25 protein-coding genes and 1 tRNA gene are annotated in these 13,997 nt (G+C 72.0%); 21 read left to right on the top strand and 5 right to left on the bottom strand.

Features of this window, described 5'->3' with window-relative positions; genetic code table 11:
* Positions 1 to 2: 2 nt before the first annotated feature.
* Together E4P38_RS03130 and E4P38_RS22775 are read right to left on the bottom strand one after the other, a co-directional pair.
* Positions 3 to 353, bottom strand: a complete 351-nt coding sequence (locus E4P38_RS03130) for a VOC family protein (protein WP_135130267.1) — start codon at positions 351 to 353, stop codon at positions 3 to 5.
* Between the two features lie 162 nt (positions 354 to 515).
* Complete coding sequence (locus E4P38_RS22775) at positions 516 to 1,475, bottom strand: hypothetical protein (protein WP_167760431.1); 960 nt, start codon at positions 1,473 to 1,475, stop codon at positions 516 to 518.
* 230 nt (positions 1,476 to 1,705) lie between these two features.
* On the opposite strand from E4P38_RS22775, the gene E4P38_RS03120 reads away from it, so the two are divergent.
* Positions 1,706 to 2,986 (top strand): lactate 2-monooxygenase, encoded by a 1,281-nt coding sequence (locus tag E4P38_RS03120; RefSeq protein WP_209308912.1) that lies wholly within the window; start codon positions 1,706 to 1,708, stop codon positions 2,984 to 2,986.
* 237 nt (positions 2,987 to 3,223) lie between these two features.
* Here E4P38_RS03120 and E4P38_RS03115 read toward each other — a convergent pair whose 3' ends face one another.
* Both E4P38_RS03115 and E4P38_RS03110 read right to left on the bottom strand, forming a co-directional pair.
* Positions 3,224 to 3,418, bottom strand: coding sequence for a DUF1059 domain-containing protein (locus tag E4P38_RS03115; protein ID WP_135130265.1), 195 nt, complete (start codon positions 3,416 to 3,418; stop codon positions 3,224 to 3,226).
* A gap of 80 nt (positions 3,419 to 3,498) precedes the next feature.
* On the bottom strand, positions 3,499 to 3,921 hold the full coding sequence (locus tag E4P38_RS03110; protein ID WP_209308911.1) for a cupin domain-containing protein: 423 nt from the start codon (positions 3,919 to 3,921) through the stop codon (positions 3,499 to 3,501).
* A gap of 30 nt (positions 3,922 to 3,951) precedes the next feature.
* Here E4P38_RS03110 and E4P38_RS03105 point away from each other — a divergent pair, with 30 nt between their 5' ends.
* Positions 3,952 to 4,548, top strand: a complete 597-nt coding sequence (locus E4P38_RS03105; RefSeq protein WP_135130264.1) for a TetR/AcrR family transcriptional regulator — start codon at positions 3,952 to 3,954, stop codon at positions 4,546 to 4,548.
* A 74-nt stretch (positions 4,549 to 4,622) separates the two neighbouring features.
* Here E4P38_RS03105 and E4P38_RS03100 read toward each other — a convergent pair.
* A tRNA-Arg gene (locus E4P38_RS03100) sits at positions 4,623 to 4,695 on the bottom strand.
* 394 nt (positions 4,696 to 5,089) lie between these two features.
* Here E4P38_RS03100 and E4P38_RS03090 point away from each other — a divergent pair.
* The 19 genes from E4P38_RS03090 (at position 5,090) to E4P38_RS03005 (ending at position 13,970) form a co-directional block, all read left to right on the top strand.
* Positions 5,090 to 5,299, top strand: coding sequence for a hypothetical protein (locus E4P38_RS03090; RefSeq protein ID WP_135130263.1), 210 nt, complete (start codon positions 5,090 to 5,092; stop codon positions 5,297 to 5,299).
* 117 nt (positions 5,300 to 5,416) lie between these two features.
* Positions 5,417 to 5,557 (top strand): hypothetical protein, encoded by a 141-nt coding sequence (locus E4P38_RS22770; RefSeq protein ID WP_167760430.1) that lies wholly within the window; start codon positions 5,417 to 5,419, stop codon positions 5,555 to 5,557.
* 219 nt (positions 5,558 to 5,776) lie between these two features.
* Positions 5,777 to 6,127: a hypothetical protein gene (locus tag E4P38_RS03085; protein WP_135130262.1), complete on the top strand. Its 351-nt coding sequence runs from the start codon at positions 5,777 to 5,779 to the stop codon at positions 6,125 to 6,127.
* On the top strand, positions 6,124 to 6,732 hold the full coding sequence (locus E4P38_RS03080; protein WP_135130261.1) for a hypothetical protein: 609 nt from the start codon (positions 6,124 to 6,126) through the stop codon (positions 6,730 to 6,732). The genes E4P38_RS03085 and E4P38_RS03080 overlap by 4 nt, the downstream gene beginning before the upstream one ends.
* Positions 6,733 to 6,853: 121 nt before the next feature.
* Positions 6,854 to 7,474 (top strand): hypothetical protein, encoded by a 621-nt coding sequence (locus E4P38_RS03075; RefSeq protein WP_135130260.1) that lies wholly within the window; start codon positions 6,854 to 6,856, stop codon positions 7,472 to 7,474.
* Positions 7,471 to 7,821: a hypothetical protein gene (locus E4P38_RS03070; RefSeq protein ID WP_135130259.1), complete on the top strand. Its 351-nt coding sequence runs from the start codon at positions 7,471 to 7,473 to the stop codon at positions 7,819 to 7,821. The genes E4P38_RS03075 and E4P38_RS03070 overlap by 4 nt, the downstream gene beginning before the upstream one ends.
* Positions 7,818 to 8,231, top strand: a complete 414-nt coding sequence (locus E4P38_RS03065; protein WP_135130258.1) for a hypothetical protein — start codon at positions 7,818 to 7,820, stop codon at positions 8,229 to 8,231. The genes E4P38_RS03070 and E4P38_RS03065 overlap by 4 nt, the downstream gene beginning before the upstream one ends.
* Entirely contained in the window at positions 8,228 to 9,163 is a 936-nt protein-coding gene (locus E4P38_RS03060; RefSeq protein WP_209308910.1) for a PD-(D/E)XK nuclease-like domain-containing protein, read from the top strand. Before E4P38_RS03065 ends, E4P38_RS03060 begins: the two co-directional genes overlap by 4 nt.
* Positions 9,160 to 10,248, top strand: coding sequence for a hypothetical protein (locus E4P38_RS03055; protein ID WP_209308909.1), 1,089 nt, complete (start codon positions 9,160 to 9,162; stop codon positions 10,246 to 10,248). Before E4P38_RS03060 ends, E4P38_RS03055 begins: the two co-directional genes overlap by 4 nt.
* Positions 10,245 to 10,442, top strand: coding sequence for a hypothetical protein (locus tag E4P38_RS03050; protein WP_135130257.1), 198 nt, complete (start codon positions 10,245 to 10,247; stop codon positions 10,440 to 10,442). Before E4P38_RS03055 ends, E4P38_RS03050 begins: the two co-directional genes overlap by 4 nt.
* Positions 10,439 to 10,816: a hypothetical protein gene (locus E4P38_RS03045; protein ID WP_135130256.1), complete on the top strand. Its 378-nt coding sequence runs from the start codon at positions 10,439 to 10,441 to the stop codon at positions 10,814 to 10,816. Before E4P38_RS03050 ends, E4P38_RS03045 begins: the two co-directional genes overlap by 4 nt.
* Positions 10,813 to 11,163 carry a hypothetical protein gene (locus E4P38_RS03040; protein WP_135130255.1) on the top strand — a complete coding sequence of 117 codons (351 nt, stop codon included), beginning with the start codon at positions 10,813 to 10,815 and terminating at the stop codon, positions 11,161 to 11,163. Before E4P38_RS03045 ends, E4P38_RS03040 begins: the two co-directional genes overlap by 4 nt.
* Positions 11,160 to 11,417 (top strand): hypothetical protein, encoded by a 258-nt coding sequence (locus E4P38_RS03035; protein ID WP_135130254.1) that lies wholly within the window; start codon positions 11,160 to 11,162, stop codon positions 11,415 to 11,417. Before E4P38_RS03040 ends, E4P38_RS03035 begins: the two co-directional genes overlap by 4 nt.
* Positions 11,414 to 11,920, top strand: a complete 507-nt coding sequence (locus E4P38_RS03030; RefSeq protein ID WP_135130253.1) for a hypothetical protein — start codon at positions 11,414 to 11,416, stop codon at positions 11,918 to 11,920. The genes E4P38_RS03035 and E4P38_RS03030 overlap by 4 nt, the downstream gene beginning before the upstream one ends.
* Positions 11,917 to 12,477 carry a hypothetical protein gene (locus E4P38_RS03025; protein ID WP_135130252.1) on the top strand — a complete coding sequence of 187 codons (561 nt, stop codon included), beginning with the start codon at positions 11,917 to 11,919 and terminating at the stop codon, positions 12,475 to 12,477. The genes E4P38_RS03030 and E4P38_RS03025 overlap by 4 nt, the downstream gene beginning before the upstream one ends.
* Positions 12,474 to 12,764: a hypothetical protein gene (locus E4P38_RS03020; RefSeq protein WP_135130251.1), complete on the top strand. Its 291-nt coding sequence runs from the start codon at positions 12,474 to 12,476 to the stop codon at positions 12,762 to 12,764. The genes E4P38_RS03025 and E4P38_RS03020 overlap by 4 nt, the downstream gene beginning before the upstream one ends.
* Positions 12,764 to 13,267: a DUF1643 domain-containing protein gene (locus tag E4P38_RS03015; RefSeq protein WP_135130602.1), complete on the top strand. Its 504-nt coding sequence runs from the start codon at positions 12,764 to 12,766 to the stop codon at positions 13,265 to 13,267. The genes E4P38_RS03020 and E4P38_RS03015 overlap by 1 nt, the downstream gene beginning before the upstream one ends.
* A 17-nt stretch (positions 13,268 to 13,284) precedes the next feature.
* Positions 13,285 to 13,566, top strand: coding sequence for a hypothetical protein (locus tag E4P38_RS03010; RefSeq protein ID WP_135130250.1), 282 nt, complete (start codon positions 13,285 to 13,287; stop codon positions 13,564 to 13,566).
* A 2-nt stretch (positions 13,567 to 13,568) separates the two neighbouring features.
* Positions 13,569 to 13,970, top strand: coding sequence for a hypothetical protein (locus E4P38_RS03005; protein WP_135130249.1), 402 nt, complete (start codon positions 13,569 to 13,571; stop codon positions 13,968 to 13,970).
* Positions 13,971 to 13,997: the final 27 nt, after the last annotated feature.

Here is a 13,997-nt window from a genome sequence, read left to right as displayed (position 1 = left end):
CGTCAGGTCGCGTCGTCCGGGCCCCCACCGAAGCCGAACTCGTTGCCGTCCGGATCCCGGTACGTGGCTTTCCGCACGCCGTTCGAATAGGTCTCCTGCTCGGCGGGCTCCATCCCTCGACCGGACATCGCCTGGAGACGGGCATCGAGGTCGTCGACGAAGACCGTGTGCATCGCATGGCCCGCATGGTCGGGTCGCACCTCGATGTACACGTACCGGTTCTCGGCGAGCTCCCACACCGCCTCGGTGTCGTTCGGCAGGAAGCTCGGCCCCGAGCCCAGCAGTTGCTCGTACCAGGCCACGGCCCGCTCGTAGTCGCGCACCGGGATGCCCGCGAAGAGTTCGACAGTCACGATCCGACCGTAGCGAGGCCGAGGCGGTAGGTCGCCCCCCGGCGGGACAGCAGGTGTCTGTCCGGAACCTTGTGCTCTGCGTGCGCTGGGCACGCAGAGCACAAGGTTGGGAGCAGGACAGCCCCCGGCGAGCAGCGCGGTCATCCCGTCGCGGAAGCGGGCTCAGGCGCTCCGAATGGTGTGCCGGCGGCCGCGGTGACGTCCGGCGACGGAGACGAGTCCGGCGACGGCGGCCACGAGCGCCACCGCGGCGGCCGTGAGGGGGACGACGTCGGCCGCCCCGTCGCCGACGACCGGTGTCTGGTCCGCGGCCACCTGGAGGGCGACGGGGGCGACGACCGCGGAGTCGGCGCCGACCATGTCGATGGTCGCCGGACCGGCCTCGGTGCCGTCGGGGATGCGGACCTCGGTCTGCACCGACCCGTCGGGTCCTGCGGTCGCCGTGGCGAGGATGTCGTCGCTGCCGTGCATCTGGATCGTCACGCGCTCACCCGGGAGGAATCCCGAGGCCTGCAGGGTCACGGTGTCGCCGGCCGTCACCGCACGGGGGGCGGGGGTCGCGGGCCCGCCGCCACCGGGAACGGCACCCCCCGGCGCCGGGGTCTCGGTCGTCGTCGTGGTCGTCGGCGGGGCCGAGCTGGAAGGAGTCGCGTCGCCGTCGGGAGTGGGCGTCGCGGAGGGGGACGGCGGTGCGGTGGTCGTGGGCTCCGGGGCGGTCGGCGCGGCGATCGCGTCGCAGTCCTCCCGCGTCGGCCGGGTGAAGCTGTACTCCTCGAGTTCGTCGACGAAGGTCACGCCGGTGCCGTCCTGCGCGGCGAACTCCAGCCGGCCGTCGATCGTCTCGCCCCACGCCACGTCGTCCGTGCGGAGGACGACGGTCTCGCCGGGCTGGAGGGTCGCCTCGTCCTCACCGGACGGCGTGCGGGTGGTGGCCAGCCGCACGGAGTAGGGCGCCGTGCCGGCCACGACCTCGACGACGAGTCCGCCGGGACGGCAGCTCGGCCCGTGGGTGACCCGGGAATCGGGGCGGGAGGGGTCGTCGATCGCGGCTGCGGGAGCGGCGGTGGCCAGAGCGGCGCCGAACAGGGCGACGAGGAGCCCGGTGAGAAGACCGGCGGACACTGTCGGCCGGGACTTGCTGGTGGGCGTCGCGCGGTCTGCGACCGAGCCCCACAAGGTGGTGCCGATACGTGCTCCCCGATTGCGGTTCTGATGCGTTTCACATGATGACTGATGTGACGCTTCGTTGCCAGCCCGTTACGCGCGAAGCGCGCGTGTCGTACGGCGTGTCGCGAAAAGCGCCGCCACGGACCCGGATCCGGCGGCGTGAGCGCGATCACTACGGTGGCCGGGTGGACGAAGCTGGTGCGGGTCGCCGTCGGCAGAACGAGGTCTACCGGGCAGGGGTCTACGGCCACCATCCCCGCGTGCCGACCGCCGTCCGGGCCCTGCAGGCGCGGGCGAAGCAGGCCCTGAACCCGCGCGCGTACGCCTACGTGGCCGGCGGCGCGGGCGACGAGGTCACCCAGCGCGCCAACCGGGCGGCGTTCGACAAGTGGGCCGTCGTCCCCCGGGTGCTGCGCGACGTGAGCCGCCGGGACACCTCCGTCGAACTGTTCGGACGGCGGCTGCCCGCCCCCTTGCTGCTCGCTCCCGTGGGCGCCCTGGAGTTGGTGCACGACGAGGCCGACCTGGACGTGGCGCGGGCGGCGGCGTCCCTGGGCGTGCCGATGGTGTTCTCCAACCAGGCGTCGGTGTCGATGGAGGACTGCGCGGCGGCCATGGGGGACGCCCCGCGCTGGTTCCAGCTGTACTGGTCGACGTCCGACGAACTGGTCGAGAGCCTGGTCGGCCGGGCCGAGGCTGCGGGCTGCGACGCACTGGTCGTCACCCTCGACACCACCATGCTCGGCTGGCGGCCACGCGACCTCGACCTGGGCCACCTGCCCTTCGCCCTGGGCAAGGGCATCGCCCAGTACACGTCGGATCCGGTGTTCCGCCGGCTGGTCGAGGCGCGCGCGGCGTCGGCCGGCAAGCGCGAACCGCAGCCGAGGCCGACTCCCGCCGCCGTGAAGGCGCTCGTCGGGATGGCGAAGGCGTGGCCGGGGTCGTTCCGGGACAACCTGCGCTCGCCGCTCCCGCGGGCCGCCGTCGAGACGTTCCTCGGCATCTACTCCCGGCCGTCGATCACCTGGGACGACCTCGCCTGGCTGCGGTCGAAGACGCGGCTGCCGATCCTCCTCAAGGGCGTGCTGCACCCCGACGACGCCCGCCGCGCGCTGGACGAAGGCGTGGACGGCGTCGTCGTCAGCACCCACGGCGGCCGCCAGGTGGACCGGTCGATCTCCGCCCTCGACGCGCTGCCCGACGTGGTCGCCGCGATCGACGAGCGCGCACCGGTGCTGCTGGACAGCGGCATTAGGAGCGGGGCCGACGTGTTCACCGCCGTCGCGCTCGGCGCCCGCGCAGTGCTCCTTGGCCGGCCGTTCGCCTGGGGGTTGGCGCTGGCCGGCGAGGAGGGCGTGCGGCAGGTGCTCGCCGACGTCATGGGCGAGTTCGACCTGACGCTGGGGCTCACCGGCCACACCGCCGTCGACCAGCTCTCGCCGGAGATCCTCCGCCGCGTCGGCTGACGGACTTCCGGCGCGCACGTCCGGTCCGGAACTCGCCGGTCGCGACACTCCGGGGACGGGTTGACGGGTCGTGTGGCGTGAGTCACAGTTCAGGAGGGGCGGGGGTAGCCGGCTAAGAGTGGCCATCCACCGCTGGATGGACCGACCAACGCGGCCAGACCGTCAGGACCGGCCCCCCGCCCCCACATCCACTGTCGCCTCGGCCGAGTCGTCGCGCTCGACCGAGCCCGGGATCCCTCAGGCCATCGCGGGTTCGGCGTCGACCAGGAGTCCACGCAACTGCTCGCGCAGCTCCGGGGTGTTCTGGTGACCGTGCTTGTCGACCGCGTGCGTGACGGCCGCGTCGAGCACGTCCTCCGGCTCACCCGCGATCGTGAGGGTGCAGTTGATCTCGCTCGGCATCGTCCGGCAGTCGATCATCTTGCGGGCCATCGTGACTTCCTCTCGTGCTGGCCGGCCTCGGTGAGCGTCCGGCCGGGGGTGCCGCCACATCGGGCGGCTGGTGGTGTGCCCTAGCGGGCGTAGTTGCTGGCGCCGTACCAGTCGACGGCGACCACGGGCTCGTCGCCGACGACCCACGCGTCGTGGCCGCTGGGAAGTGACGTGACGTCACCCGGCCCGGCCACGAACTCGGTGCCGTCGTCCATGCGGATGGCCAGGCGCCCGCTGACGTGGAACTGCAGATGCGGGGCCTGGCAGCTGTCGGTGCCGGCGAGCGGCTTGACGTCGTTCGACCAGCGCCAGCCGGGTTCGAAGATCAGCCGTCCGACCTCGCTCCCCCCGACCTTAAGGATCTCCGCGCGGCCGTGTGGGAACTCGCGCGTCTCGTCCGGAGCCGTGAAGCTGCGGTGCTCCGTGCCCTGCGTAGCCGTTCGTGCCTCCTCGAGAGGATCGTGACTGTTCGGTGCGGCCGCAGGGCATATCCTTACTTGCACGTAAGTCAGGAGACTAGGGTCGGAGGTCCCATGCCGGACCACCAGGACGCCAACGGGACGACGGTGCGGATCCTCGACGTCGCCGAGCGACTGCTGCAGGTGCGCGGCTACAACGGCTTCAGCTACGGGGACGTGGCAACGGAGCTGGGCATCACGCGGGCTGCACTGCACTACCACTTCCCCGGCAAGGCGGAGCTCGGCCAGGCGCTGATCGAGCGCTACGCCGCCCGGTTCGGCACTGCGCTCGAGAACCTCGACGCCACCGCGCCCGACGCGGCCGCCAAACTCCGCGGCTACGTGGCCCTCTACACCGACGTGCTCAGCGCCGACCGGATGTGCCTGTGCGGGATGCTCGCCGCCGAGCACCGGACCCTGCCCGACCCGCTGCAGCAGGCGGTCTGCGAGTTCTTCTCGTCGAACACCTCGTGGCTGCGGAAGGTGCTCGAGGAAGGGTGCGCCGACGGCAGCCTGCACTGCCCCGGCACTCCCGAGGACTCCGCGTCGATGGTGCTCGGTGCACTGGAGGGCGGCATGCTCATCGCCCGGCTGGACGGCGACGTCGCCCGGTTCACCGCGTCCGCGAACCAGGTGCTCGCCGGCCTGACGACGGCGCCCGCCCCCGCCTGACGTCCACCGCACAAACGAATCTGCCGCGCCGCCCCCGTCGGGGCTGCGCGGCAGATCGGTGTCTCAACCAGACGTGCACCCGAAGGGATTCGAACCCCTAACCTTCTGATCCGTAGTCAGATGCTCTATCCGTTGAGCTACGGGTGCTGGCGGCGTCGAGATTACCAGCCAGCTCCCGCGAGAACTCTGCCCGCCCCTCGTAGAGGGAGTCTCGGGTGACCGCGAAGAAGCGCGCGAGCCGGTCGACCTCTTCGGCCTGCCAGGGCGAATCGTTGCCGAGCTTCCTGTAGAGGGCGGCTCGACTGACGCCGACGGCCATGGCCACCTCGGTCGGCTTGTCCTTGCGCTGCGCGATGAGACCGCGGACGGCAGCCGAGATCATCTCGTCCGTCCTACCGCTGAGTGTCGCTGAACTCTGACTCATGTCGCAGATGATGGACTGCTGTCAAGTTTCTTGGCAAGAGGGGCGGCACTCGATCGCCCAAAAACTTCCGCATGTCACTCTTGCGGGTGTCGCATAAATGCGACTACGGTCCCGATCGTGCGAACGACACCGACCCACCGGCTTGCCGACGTGCTGCTTCCTACCACCCTCGCCGACTTCGTCGCGACGAAGCGCGCGTCCGGCCGGTCATGGCGACTGATCGCACGTGACCTCCACGAGCAGACGGACGGGCAGGTCGACGTCACTGCCGAGACGCTGCGCGGCTGGTTCGGCTCGGCGGAACTGCAGTCCGCGGCTTCCCCCTGATCGCCCGGCGGGCGCCCCCCCGTGGCGCCCGCCGGTGCTCACCCCTGCACGCAGCACAACGCCGCCCGCTCCATCCGGTCAGACAGCGCGGGCGGCGCCGACAAGAAGGAGTCTCCCATGCCCGACCCGGTCCGCATCCACAGCTGCCACCCGATCTGGGTCCCCGGCGCCGGACCCATCGGCACCTGCCCGGAGCACTACCGACAGCCGATCGGCATCACCGCCGCCGCGGCGACCTCCTCGGCCGGCGCACGGTGATCGCCGTCGTCGCAGCCGTCGTCTGGGTCACGGTCGCCGTCGCGTTCGCACTCACGGTCGGCCGCGGTATCCGCATCGCCGACCAGCGCGAGCAGCAGGTGCCCCGGTGAAGACCCGGGAGATCGTCCTCGCGGCCGCCCTCGCCGTCATCGGTATGGCTGTCGGTGCGCTCATCCTGCTGCGCGCCATCGACAGCCAGCTCTCCCGGCCCCTGACCCGATGAACCGCGCCGACGTGCTCCTGGAGCACGAGCAGAACGTCACCTACATCGACTTCTGCTCGGCCGCCCCTCCCCCGGCGGCCGAACAGGGAGAAGCGGCGTGGTGGCCGTGGGCGGAGGCGGAGGAATCCGTCTCAGGGAAGACGCCCGTGGCCACCACGTCCCTCCCCGCGCGCTGGAGCCCGCGGCCGTGCCGGGTGCTGGCTGACCGGTTCGCCCGCTCCCGGCTCCGGGCCGACCTCCGCGACTGGGCGCTGCTCGTCGCCTTCCTGACCGGCGGGGTCCTCGGCCTCGCCCTGGCCGACCTCATGCACTCCCTCACCCACATCCCGACCGGAGGTACCCCGTGACCGACACCGCGATCGACCTGACCACCCTCGTCCTGGAGAAGGGCTCCCACGCCTGCGAGGACGGCGCCTGCCTCATGGAGGCCCGCGCACTCCTCCTCGGCCGGGAGAAGTCTGACGACCGCCCGCCCGGCACTTCCCCGGTGCTGCACAACTTCGGCATCTCGCTCAACGACTCCTTCGGCGACGAGAAGCGGCAGGAGCTGAAGCGGTTCCTGCCGCGCGACGGGGTGGACCCGCTCGACGGCACCGAGGGCGACGGGCAGGACGAGGCCCGCAGCTTCCTGGCACTGGACTGGCTGATCCGCACCTACACGCCGGCGTTCCTCGATCTGCGTCCGGAGCTGGCGGATGTGGCCGCGGAGCTGCGTGGTCTGCGCCGGATCGTGGACCTGGCCGCGGCTCAGTCCGCCGGCCCGGTGGTGCGAGCTGCTCGTGACCAGTCGGCCGCCGCCGGGGACGCCGCCTGGGCCGCCGCCGGGGACGCCGCCGGGGACGCCGCCGGGGACGCCGCCAGGGACGCCCTGCAACCCACCGTCGACCAGCTCCAGACGTCGGCCATCGAGCTCTACGCCGCCATGATCAACCCCGCGGCGGTGACCGCGTGACCGGCCCGCGCGCAGGTGACATCGGCCCCGTGCGGCGCCGCGTCGACCTCGAGCCCATCCCCGAGTCCGTGCCGGTGGCTGAGCCGTCCCCCGAGCCGGCGCGTCCGCTTGAGCCCTCGCGATGACCACGCCAGCCACCCGGGACTTCGACGGGCTCGACTTCGACCTGGCCGTGGGTGAGGTCTACGGGCTGCGCATCTGGAACATGGACGAGTACGGCCGGCTCCGGGCCCGGCACGTCAGCTTCGCCCGTCCCTGGCGGCCCGGGATCAACACGGCCACCTGCTTCGCCGGTCACTACAAGGCCGGTCGCGGCAGCGGCGTCTTCATCGGCCCCAACGGCGGCTTCAGCGTCGTCGCTCCGCCCCCACCCTCGGAAGAGGAAGTGCCGCCGCCGGAGCACCCGGCTCCCGCCGAGCACTGCAAGTGCGGCTTCTACGCCTACACGATTCCGTCCCACGACGTCGAGGACTCCGCCGGAGTGGTCGGTCTCGTCCGCGGGACCGGCCGGACCCTGATCGGCAGCAAGGGCTTCCGCTGCGAGAAGGCGGAGATCGCCGCGCTCCTCGACCCGGGGGTGACGACGGGCTCTCTGGGCGGCTGCCGGTGGATGCGTGACCGCCTGACCGCCCTGTACCCCGACGTGCCGCTGCTGGGCAGCCGCGACGCCCTGCGCGACTTCGCGCCCATCACCCCGACCATGCCGGACCCGGCGTCCGACGAGTTCTGGAGCCTCCCGTGAGCACCGTCAAGCTCGGCGGCAAGCTGCCGAAGGACAACGACCAGAACGGCCTGGACGACCCCTCGGTCTTCCGCCACTTCCTCACCGACCCGCGGTCCCCGGTGATGGTGGTCGCGCTGCTGCAGACGTCCAAGATCGTCAAGGACATCGACAACTACGACACGGTCCCCCAGATCACCATCCGGGCGATCGAGGTCGTGCAGGGCGATGACCACGGGACCCTCCGCGCGATGCTGCAGCGGATCCACGCTGAGCGGACAGGCGCCCTCGAGCTGCCGGCCGAGTGGGAAGAGATCCTCAGCAGCATGGCCTCCCCGGCCCTGCCGGGGACGGAGCCGGGACGGTGAGCGGCGCCCGCCGGTCGGCGGTGAAGGTCCGCTGGATGCGCGGCGCGGTCACCGGGCCGTGGACGGTCCACGAGACCGCGCTGAAGCTCCTGGAGGACCTCGAGCGCGAGGTCATCGGCTGCGCTGACGGCTACGGCTTTGTCACCGTCGAGGGCTTCGACGGCCGCGAGGTACTCGTCCGCGGCCGCGAGGTCGTCACGATCGAGTGCGTCCGCGAGACGCCGGCCAGCGTGCCGCCCTCATCGGTGGTCACCCGCAGCGGCGACGGAGGAACCGTCCTCGGACCGCGCCATCCCGGTGGCTACGACCCGGCCAGCGCGCCCCAGCAGGTGGCGGCCGGTACCGAGTTCCTCCGGCAGCAGGCCGCGGTGCGCCTGGCGGCAGAGTCCGGTCAGCGAGTCCACCAGTGACCGCCGCGATCGCACTCGACCAGGGCGACGTCGAGGTCGCCGTCCCGGTCCCGCCGGAGCCCCTCGTCGACGTGTCCGAAGACGGCGTCTACGACGGCCTGCCGGAGGAGCAGTACCACGGTCACCGCGAGTCGCTGTCCTCCTCCGGCGCCCGGATGCTGCTCCCGCCGAACTGCCCGGCGCTCTTCCGCTACGAGCAGCTCTACGGCCGCCCGCCCAAGCGGACCTTCGACTTCGGGCACGCCGCGCACCAGCGGGTCCTCGGCGTCGGGGCCGAGCTCGTGGTCGTCGAGAAGAAGGCCGGCGTCGACGCGACCGACCGGCGGACCGCCTACGCCCAGGAGCACGAGAAGGAGATCCGCGCGCAGGGCAAGGTCCCCCTCCTCCGCAAGGAGCTCGACGTCGTCGACGCGATGGCGGCCGCGATCCTCGACCACCCGATCGCGTCGATCCTCTTCGACCCCGACCGCGGCGGGAAGCCGGAGCAGTCGCTCTTCTGGACGGATCCGGCCTTCGGCGTCCGCCGGCGCGCCCGGCTCGACTGGCTCCCGACCGAGCTCACCTCCGCCGGCCGGCTGGTGATCCCCGACTACAAGACGACGACGTCCGCGTCGACGTCGTCGATCGCCAAGAGCGTGCGTGAGTACGGCTACCACCAGCAGGACGACTGGTACCGCGAGCTCGTTCGCGCCCTGGAGGTCGCTGAGGACGTCGCCTTCGTCTTCGTCTTCCAGGAGAAGACCGCCCCGTTCCTGGTGAACGTGGCCGAGGTCGACGCGCCCTCCCTGCGCGTCGCCCGCGAGCTCAACCAGCGGGCGCTCGGCCTCTACGCCGACTGCGTGGCGACCGCCGAGTGGCCCGCGTACTCCGACGAGATCGAGCTCGTCGGCCTTCCCCCGTACGTCCTCAGAGAGTTCGGAGAGATGCCATGACCACCGCCCTCGACCGGGTCGGCCAGCGCGCCGCCGCGGTCCCCTCGCCCGGCCGTGTCGGGCAGGCGACGGCTGTCGAGCAGGCCCGCGCCGTCGCCGAGGTCCAGGCGGCCGTCATGGTCGCGCAGCAGGTCCCGCGCAACATGGAGCTCGCGACCTCGCAGATGCAGGAGTCCTGCGAGCAGAAGGCGCTCGCCGACCGGGCCTTCTTCGCCTACCCGCGGGCCGGCGAGCAGATCACCGGGCCGTCGATCCACCTCGCCCGCGAGCTGGCCCGGTGCTTCGGCAACGTCCAGTACGGCATCAACGAGCTGCGACGCGACGACGAGCACCACCAGTCGGAGATGCTCGCGTGGGCCTGGGACGTCCAGAACAACACCCGGTCGACCGCGACCTTCATCGTCCCGCACGCAACGGATACCCGGAACGGCCGCAAGGACCTGACCGACCTCCGCGACGTCTACGAGAACAACGCCAACCACGGCGCCCGCCGCCTCCGCGAGATGATCTTCGCGATCCTCCCGACCTGGTTCACCGAGGAGGCCAAACAGATCTGCCAGGCCACCATCGAGGCCGGGAACGGCTCTCCGCTGGCCGACCGAGTCAAGGAGGCGATCGAGGCCTTCGCGAACGGGCCGAAGGTCATCGAGGCCCAGCTCGTCAAGCGGGTCGGCAAGCCGGTCGACCAGTGGACCGCCGCTGACATCTCGCAGCTCGAGGTCCTCTACCAGTCGCTCCGCCGCCGGGAGACGACCGTCCACGAAGCCTTCGGCGACCCGGAGACCTCCGTCAAGAAGGACGAGATCACCGGCGGCGAGGCAACCAAGGGCCCGAAGGCGACGCAGGGCCAGATGGGCCGGATCCACGCGCTCCTGAAGGACCGCAACGTCGAGAGCGACGACGGCGTCCGACAGGCGATCTCGGCGATCATCGGCCGCGCCCTCAAGTCCCGCCGCGACCTCCTCCGCACCGAGGCCGACACCGTCATCGCGAGGCTCGAGGAGACCGGGCCCCCGCCGCCGGACGGCGACGATCCGCCGCCACCGGACGAGGACCGCGACGAGTCCGCCGGAGAGCAGTCGTGAAGGGCCTCAGCGAGCTGCTCGGGCTCACCGGCAAGAGAGACGACATGCCCTCCTCGGTGAGCTGGGGCGCGGTGCTGACGGCCAGCGGCAAGCACATCTACGCGGGCACCGTCCCGCACGCTGAGGTGCAGCGGCGCCGCGCCGCGAACCGCCGGGCCCGCGCGTCTCGACGGATCAACCGGACGTCGCGGTGAGCGGCCGCCGCGCGAAGCTCGAACGGAGGCTGGCCCGCACCCAGCGGCCACCGGCACTGCCATCCGCTCGACCGGCGCACGGACCAGTCGGCCCGCAGCGGTACGAGGAGCTGCACTACCGGGCCGACGTCACCACGTCCGACCAGGCCCAGCCAGGCGCGATCCTGGGACACGACGAGCTCGGCCGCCCCTACGAGGTCCTCGACACCGAGTTCACGCCGCCGCAGACCCATGCTGAGGGCCACTTCGACGGCGACGGCTGCACCTTCCCCACCCCCGGGCACTTCCGGCGGTCCGGCACCACGGTGAACCTGCAGTACGCGACGCCGGACAACCTCCGCGCCGCCCTGGTCGCCGCCGGGATCGCGTCATGAGCACCACCAGCGACCGGAACGACCCACGGCTCACCCACGGAGCTGACGAGGAACCCGTCCCGATGGCCGATGCCTACCTCGTCCTGTCCGACGCCGAACGCGCGGCCGGCTTCGTCCGGCCGGTCCGGCGCAGCTACATCCACGTCCGCGAGCGTGGCGGCTGCGGCGCGGTCACGACCATGGGGCTGGCGATCGCCGAGACCTACGCCCGGGACCCGAAGTTCTACGGAGCCACCTACTGCGTCGGCTGCAACATGCACCGCCCCGTCGGCGCGGACGGCGAGTTCGACTGGGACCGCAAGGGCGGCGAGGTCATCCCGGCTGACCGGCTGGCGGTCGGGTCATGACGTCGCTGAGCGTCCACGTCGACGCCGAGCAGGGCTTCCCCCTCGAGCGGTCCAAGCTCGTCGCCCACGGGCAGCTCACCGCCGTCGGCTTGCTGCGCCACGGGACGTCACGCGGCCGGGCCAGTGTGTCGGTGATCGTCACCCTGCCGGACGGCTCCCAGGTGCTCGCCGAGACCACCTGGGCTCTGCTGCGCACCGCGTATGCCGCGCTCGCCGCCTCCCCGATCGTCGCCGAAGAGGTGATCGAGCCGTGACCGCGCCGGCGTACGCGGCGACCACTGACGTCCCCGCCGATCGGTCCCGCGCCGAGATCGAGAAGGCCGTGCGCCGCTACGGCGGCCGCCGATTCATGTACGGCTGGGAGGAGGACGGCCCGGATCCGCGCGCTGTCGTCGCCTTCGTCATCAACGACCGGCAGGTCCGCTTCCTGCTGCCCATGCCCGACGCTCAGGACCGCCAGTTCACCCACACCCCGGCACGCGGGAACCGGCGCTCACCCGCCGAGCAGGAGAAGGCCTACGAGCAGGCCGTCCGCTCCCGCTGGCGGTCCCTCGGGCTGGTCATCCGGGCGAAGCTCGAAGCGGTCGCCTCCGGGATCGTCACGTTCGAGGACGAGTTCATGGCGCATCTGGTGCTGCCCGAGGGTGACACCGTCGGCCAGCGGATGCACCCCGTGCTGGCGCAGACGTTCTCCGAGGGCCGCACACCGCCGTCGCTGCTGCCGCCGGTGCACCTCGCACTTGAGGCCGCGCGGTGACCGCGGTGGTGGGCCTGGACCTGTCCCTCACCGCCACCGGCATCGCCACCCCCGACGGTGTCCAGACCGTCGGCAGCAAGGGCAAGGCCGGCGCGACTCTGCTGCAGAGGTCGGTGCGCCTCCACGACCTGGCGATGGACATCGGCGCGGCCGTCGACGGGGTGGCCAGTCGGCACCGCGGACAGCGTGTGCTCGTCGTCGTCGAGGGCCCCGCGTTCGACAGTCGCACCGGACACCAGCACGACCGCTCCGGACTCTGGTGGCTGGTCGTCGACGAACTGTGCGGGTCGAGCTTCGCCGACGTCGTCGAGGTGACCACCGGCGGCGTGAAGAAGTACGCCACCGGCAAGGGCAACGCCGGGAAGGACGAGGTCCTCGCCGCCGTCGTCCGCCGCTACCCCGACGTCGACGTCACCAACAACAACGAGGCCGACGCCCTGGTCCTCCGCGCCATGGGCTGCGACCACCTCGGCCAGCCGCTCGCCGTCGTCCCGCAGTCCCACCGCGCCTCGCTCGACAAGGTCGCGTGGCCCGACATCGCCAGGAGCAGGCCATGAGCGAAGTCCCCATCGAGCCGGTCAGCGGCCGGCTCACCGGCGAGACCTCCGAGTACGCGGGTGGCCTCACCTTCGGCACCGAGCTGTCCGTGGCCATCGTCCCGCTCCTCGAGCAGGCCCGGGAACTGGTCGACCGGAAGGTGACCGTCTACATCGCCGGCGGGATCCAGGTCGATGGTCGCCTGGTCGACGTCGACGACGAGGCCCTGGTCGCCACCGTCGACGACGACGACACCCGGTACCACGTCGCGATCGAGTCGATCGCCGTGCTGGCGGTGAAGCGGTGATGGTCGCCGCCGCCGACTTCATGGTGAAGGGCGCACAGCTGTCCGAGGACGGCGTCTACCGGTACGAGCTGTCCCGGCTGTGGAAGTCCGCCCCCCGCGACTGCTGGATCATGCTCAACCCCTCCACCGCTGACGCGAACGTCGACGACCCGACGATCCGCCGCTGCATCGACTTCTCCAAGCGGTGGGGCGCCGGGGGGATCCGCGTCGTCAACCTCTTCGCACTGCGCGCGGTCGACCCGAACACGCTGCGGCGCCACCCGGACCCGATCGGCGCGGAGAACGACGCCGCGATCGCTCGGGCCGTGACCCTCGCCCGGCTCCACGGCGCCCGGGTGATCGCCGCCTGGGGCTCCCACGTGATGACCGTCCACCGCGGCCGCCATGTCCGCGACCTCGTCGGCGGGCCGCTGCAGGCCCTCGGCCTCACCCGCGGCCGCCACCCGCGGCACCCGCTGTACGTCCGCAAGGACACCCAGCTCGTCCCCTACTCGCCCGTCTGACCCGAAGGAGCTCCACCATGCCCGACACCCCCGCGGCCGCCGTCCCGGCCGTCTCTGCCCGCTTCCTGTGTCTCATCCCGGCCCCGTCCGGCGACGAGTGGCACATCGCCACCCGCGGCGGCCGGCTCGTCACCACCACCGAGCGGTCGCAGGTCGCCCTCGGCCGCATCGGGGGCCGGCGCGCCCCGCTGATCGCCGCCGACAACGTCGGAACCGGCCAGATGCAGCTGCCCACCGTCGACCTGTTCGAGATGAGCCTCGACCAGGGCTCCGTCCCGACCGCACCCGCCGCCGAGTAGCCGTGACTGCCGACGAGCCGGCCCCGCCGACCGCCCTGACCGGCAGGTCGATCCCCATCAGCCAGAGAAGCGACCTGGCGTTCGTCCCGTCCAAGCCCGCCGGTGGCTGCACGTCGTGCGGCTCCGTGGACACCGTCACCGTCGACGGCGTCCACGGCCGACGCTGCGCCACCTGCCCGCCCCAGTTCAGCCCGACCCACCTCGAGGGACTGGCCGCCGACCGACGCAGCGTCGGCGCCTACGTCCGCAGCCTGCCCCCGGGCCCGTTCCGCCCAGACTTCGCCGGCGACCTGGTCGCTATGGGCCGCGTCGACGCCGCGTTCGCCTACCTCGGCTTCTACCTGCGCCGTGAGATCGGCGAGCGGTTCGACCGGGCCTCCGACGCGATCGGGGTTGCCTGGTGACCGCGCCCGAGAGCCGCACCAGGATCA

The sequence above is a fragment of the Blastococcus sp. CT_GayMR16 genome (assembly GCF_004570875.1).
Taxonomy (GTDB): domain Bacteria; phylum Actinomycetota; class Actinomycetes; order Mycobacteriales; family Geodermatophilaceae; genus Blastococcus_B.
Note: the sequence above shows the minus strand (reverse complement) of the source record. Positions and strands in the feature narration are given on the sequence as shown.

Excerpts from the sequence above, each read along its gene's own strand:
- E4P38_RS03115 (WP_135130265.1), bottom strand. The coding sequence starts at position 3,418 with ATGGCCCGCAAGATGATCGACTGCCGGACGATGCCGAGCGAGATCAAC.
- E4P38_RS03105 (WP_135130264.1), top strand. The coding sequence starts at position 3,952 with ATGCCGGACCACCAGGACGCCAACGGGACGACGGTGCGGATCCTCGAC.
- E4P38_RS22770 (WP_167760430.1), top strand. The coding sequence starts at position 5,417 with ATGCCCGACCCGGTCCGCATCCACAGCTGCCACCCGATCTGGGTCCCC.
- E4P38_RS03085 (WP_135130262.1), top strand. The coding sequence starts at position 5,777 with ATGAACCGCGCCGACGTGCTCCTGGAGCACGAGCAGAACGTCACCTAC.
- E4P38_RS03075 (WP_135130260.1), top strand. The coding sequence starts at position 6,854 with ATGACCACGCCAGCCACCCGGGACTTCGACGGGCTCGACTTCGACCTG.
- E4P38_RS03055 (WP_209308909.1), top strand. The coding sequence starts at position 9,160 with ATGACCACCGCCCTCGACCGGGTCGGCCAGCGCGCCGCCGCGGTCCCC.
- E4P38_RS03040 (WP_135130255.1), top strand. The coding sequence starts at position 10,813 with ATGAGCACCACCAGCGACCGGAACGACCCACGGCTCACCCACGGAGCT.
- E4P38_RS03035 (WP_135130254.1), top strand. The coding sequence starts at position 11,160 with ATGACGTCGCTGAGCGTCCACGTCGACGCCGAGCAGGGCTTCCCCCTC.
- E4P38_RS03020 (WP_135130251.1), top strand. The coding sequence starts at position 12,474 with ATGAGCGAAGTCCCCATCGAGCCGGTCAGCGGCCGGCTCACCGGCGAG.
- E4P38_RS03015 (WP_135130602.1), top strand. The coding sequence starts at position 12,764 with ATGGTCGCCGCCGCCGACTTCATGGTGAAGGGCGCACAGCTGTCCGAG.
- E4P38_RS03010 (WP_135130250.1), top strand. The coding sequence starts at position 13,285 with ATGCCCGACACCCCCGCGGCCGCCGTCCCGGCCGTCTCTGCCCGCTTC.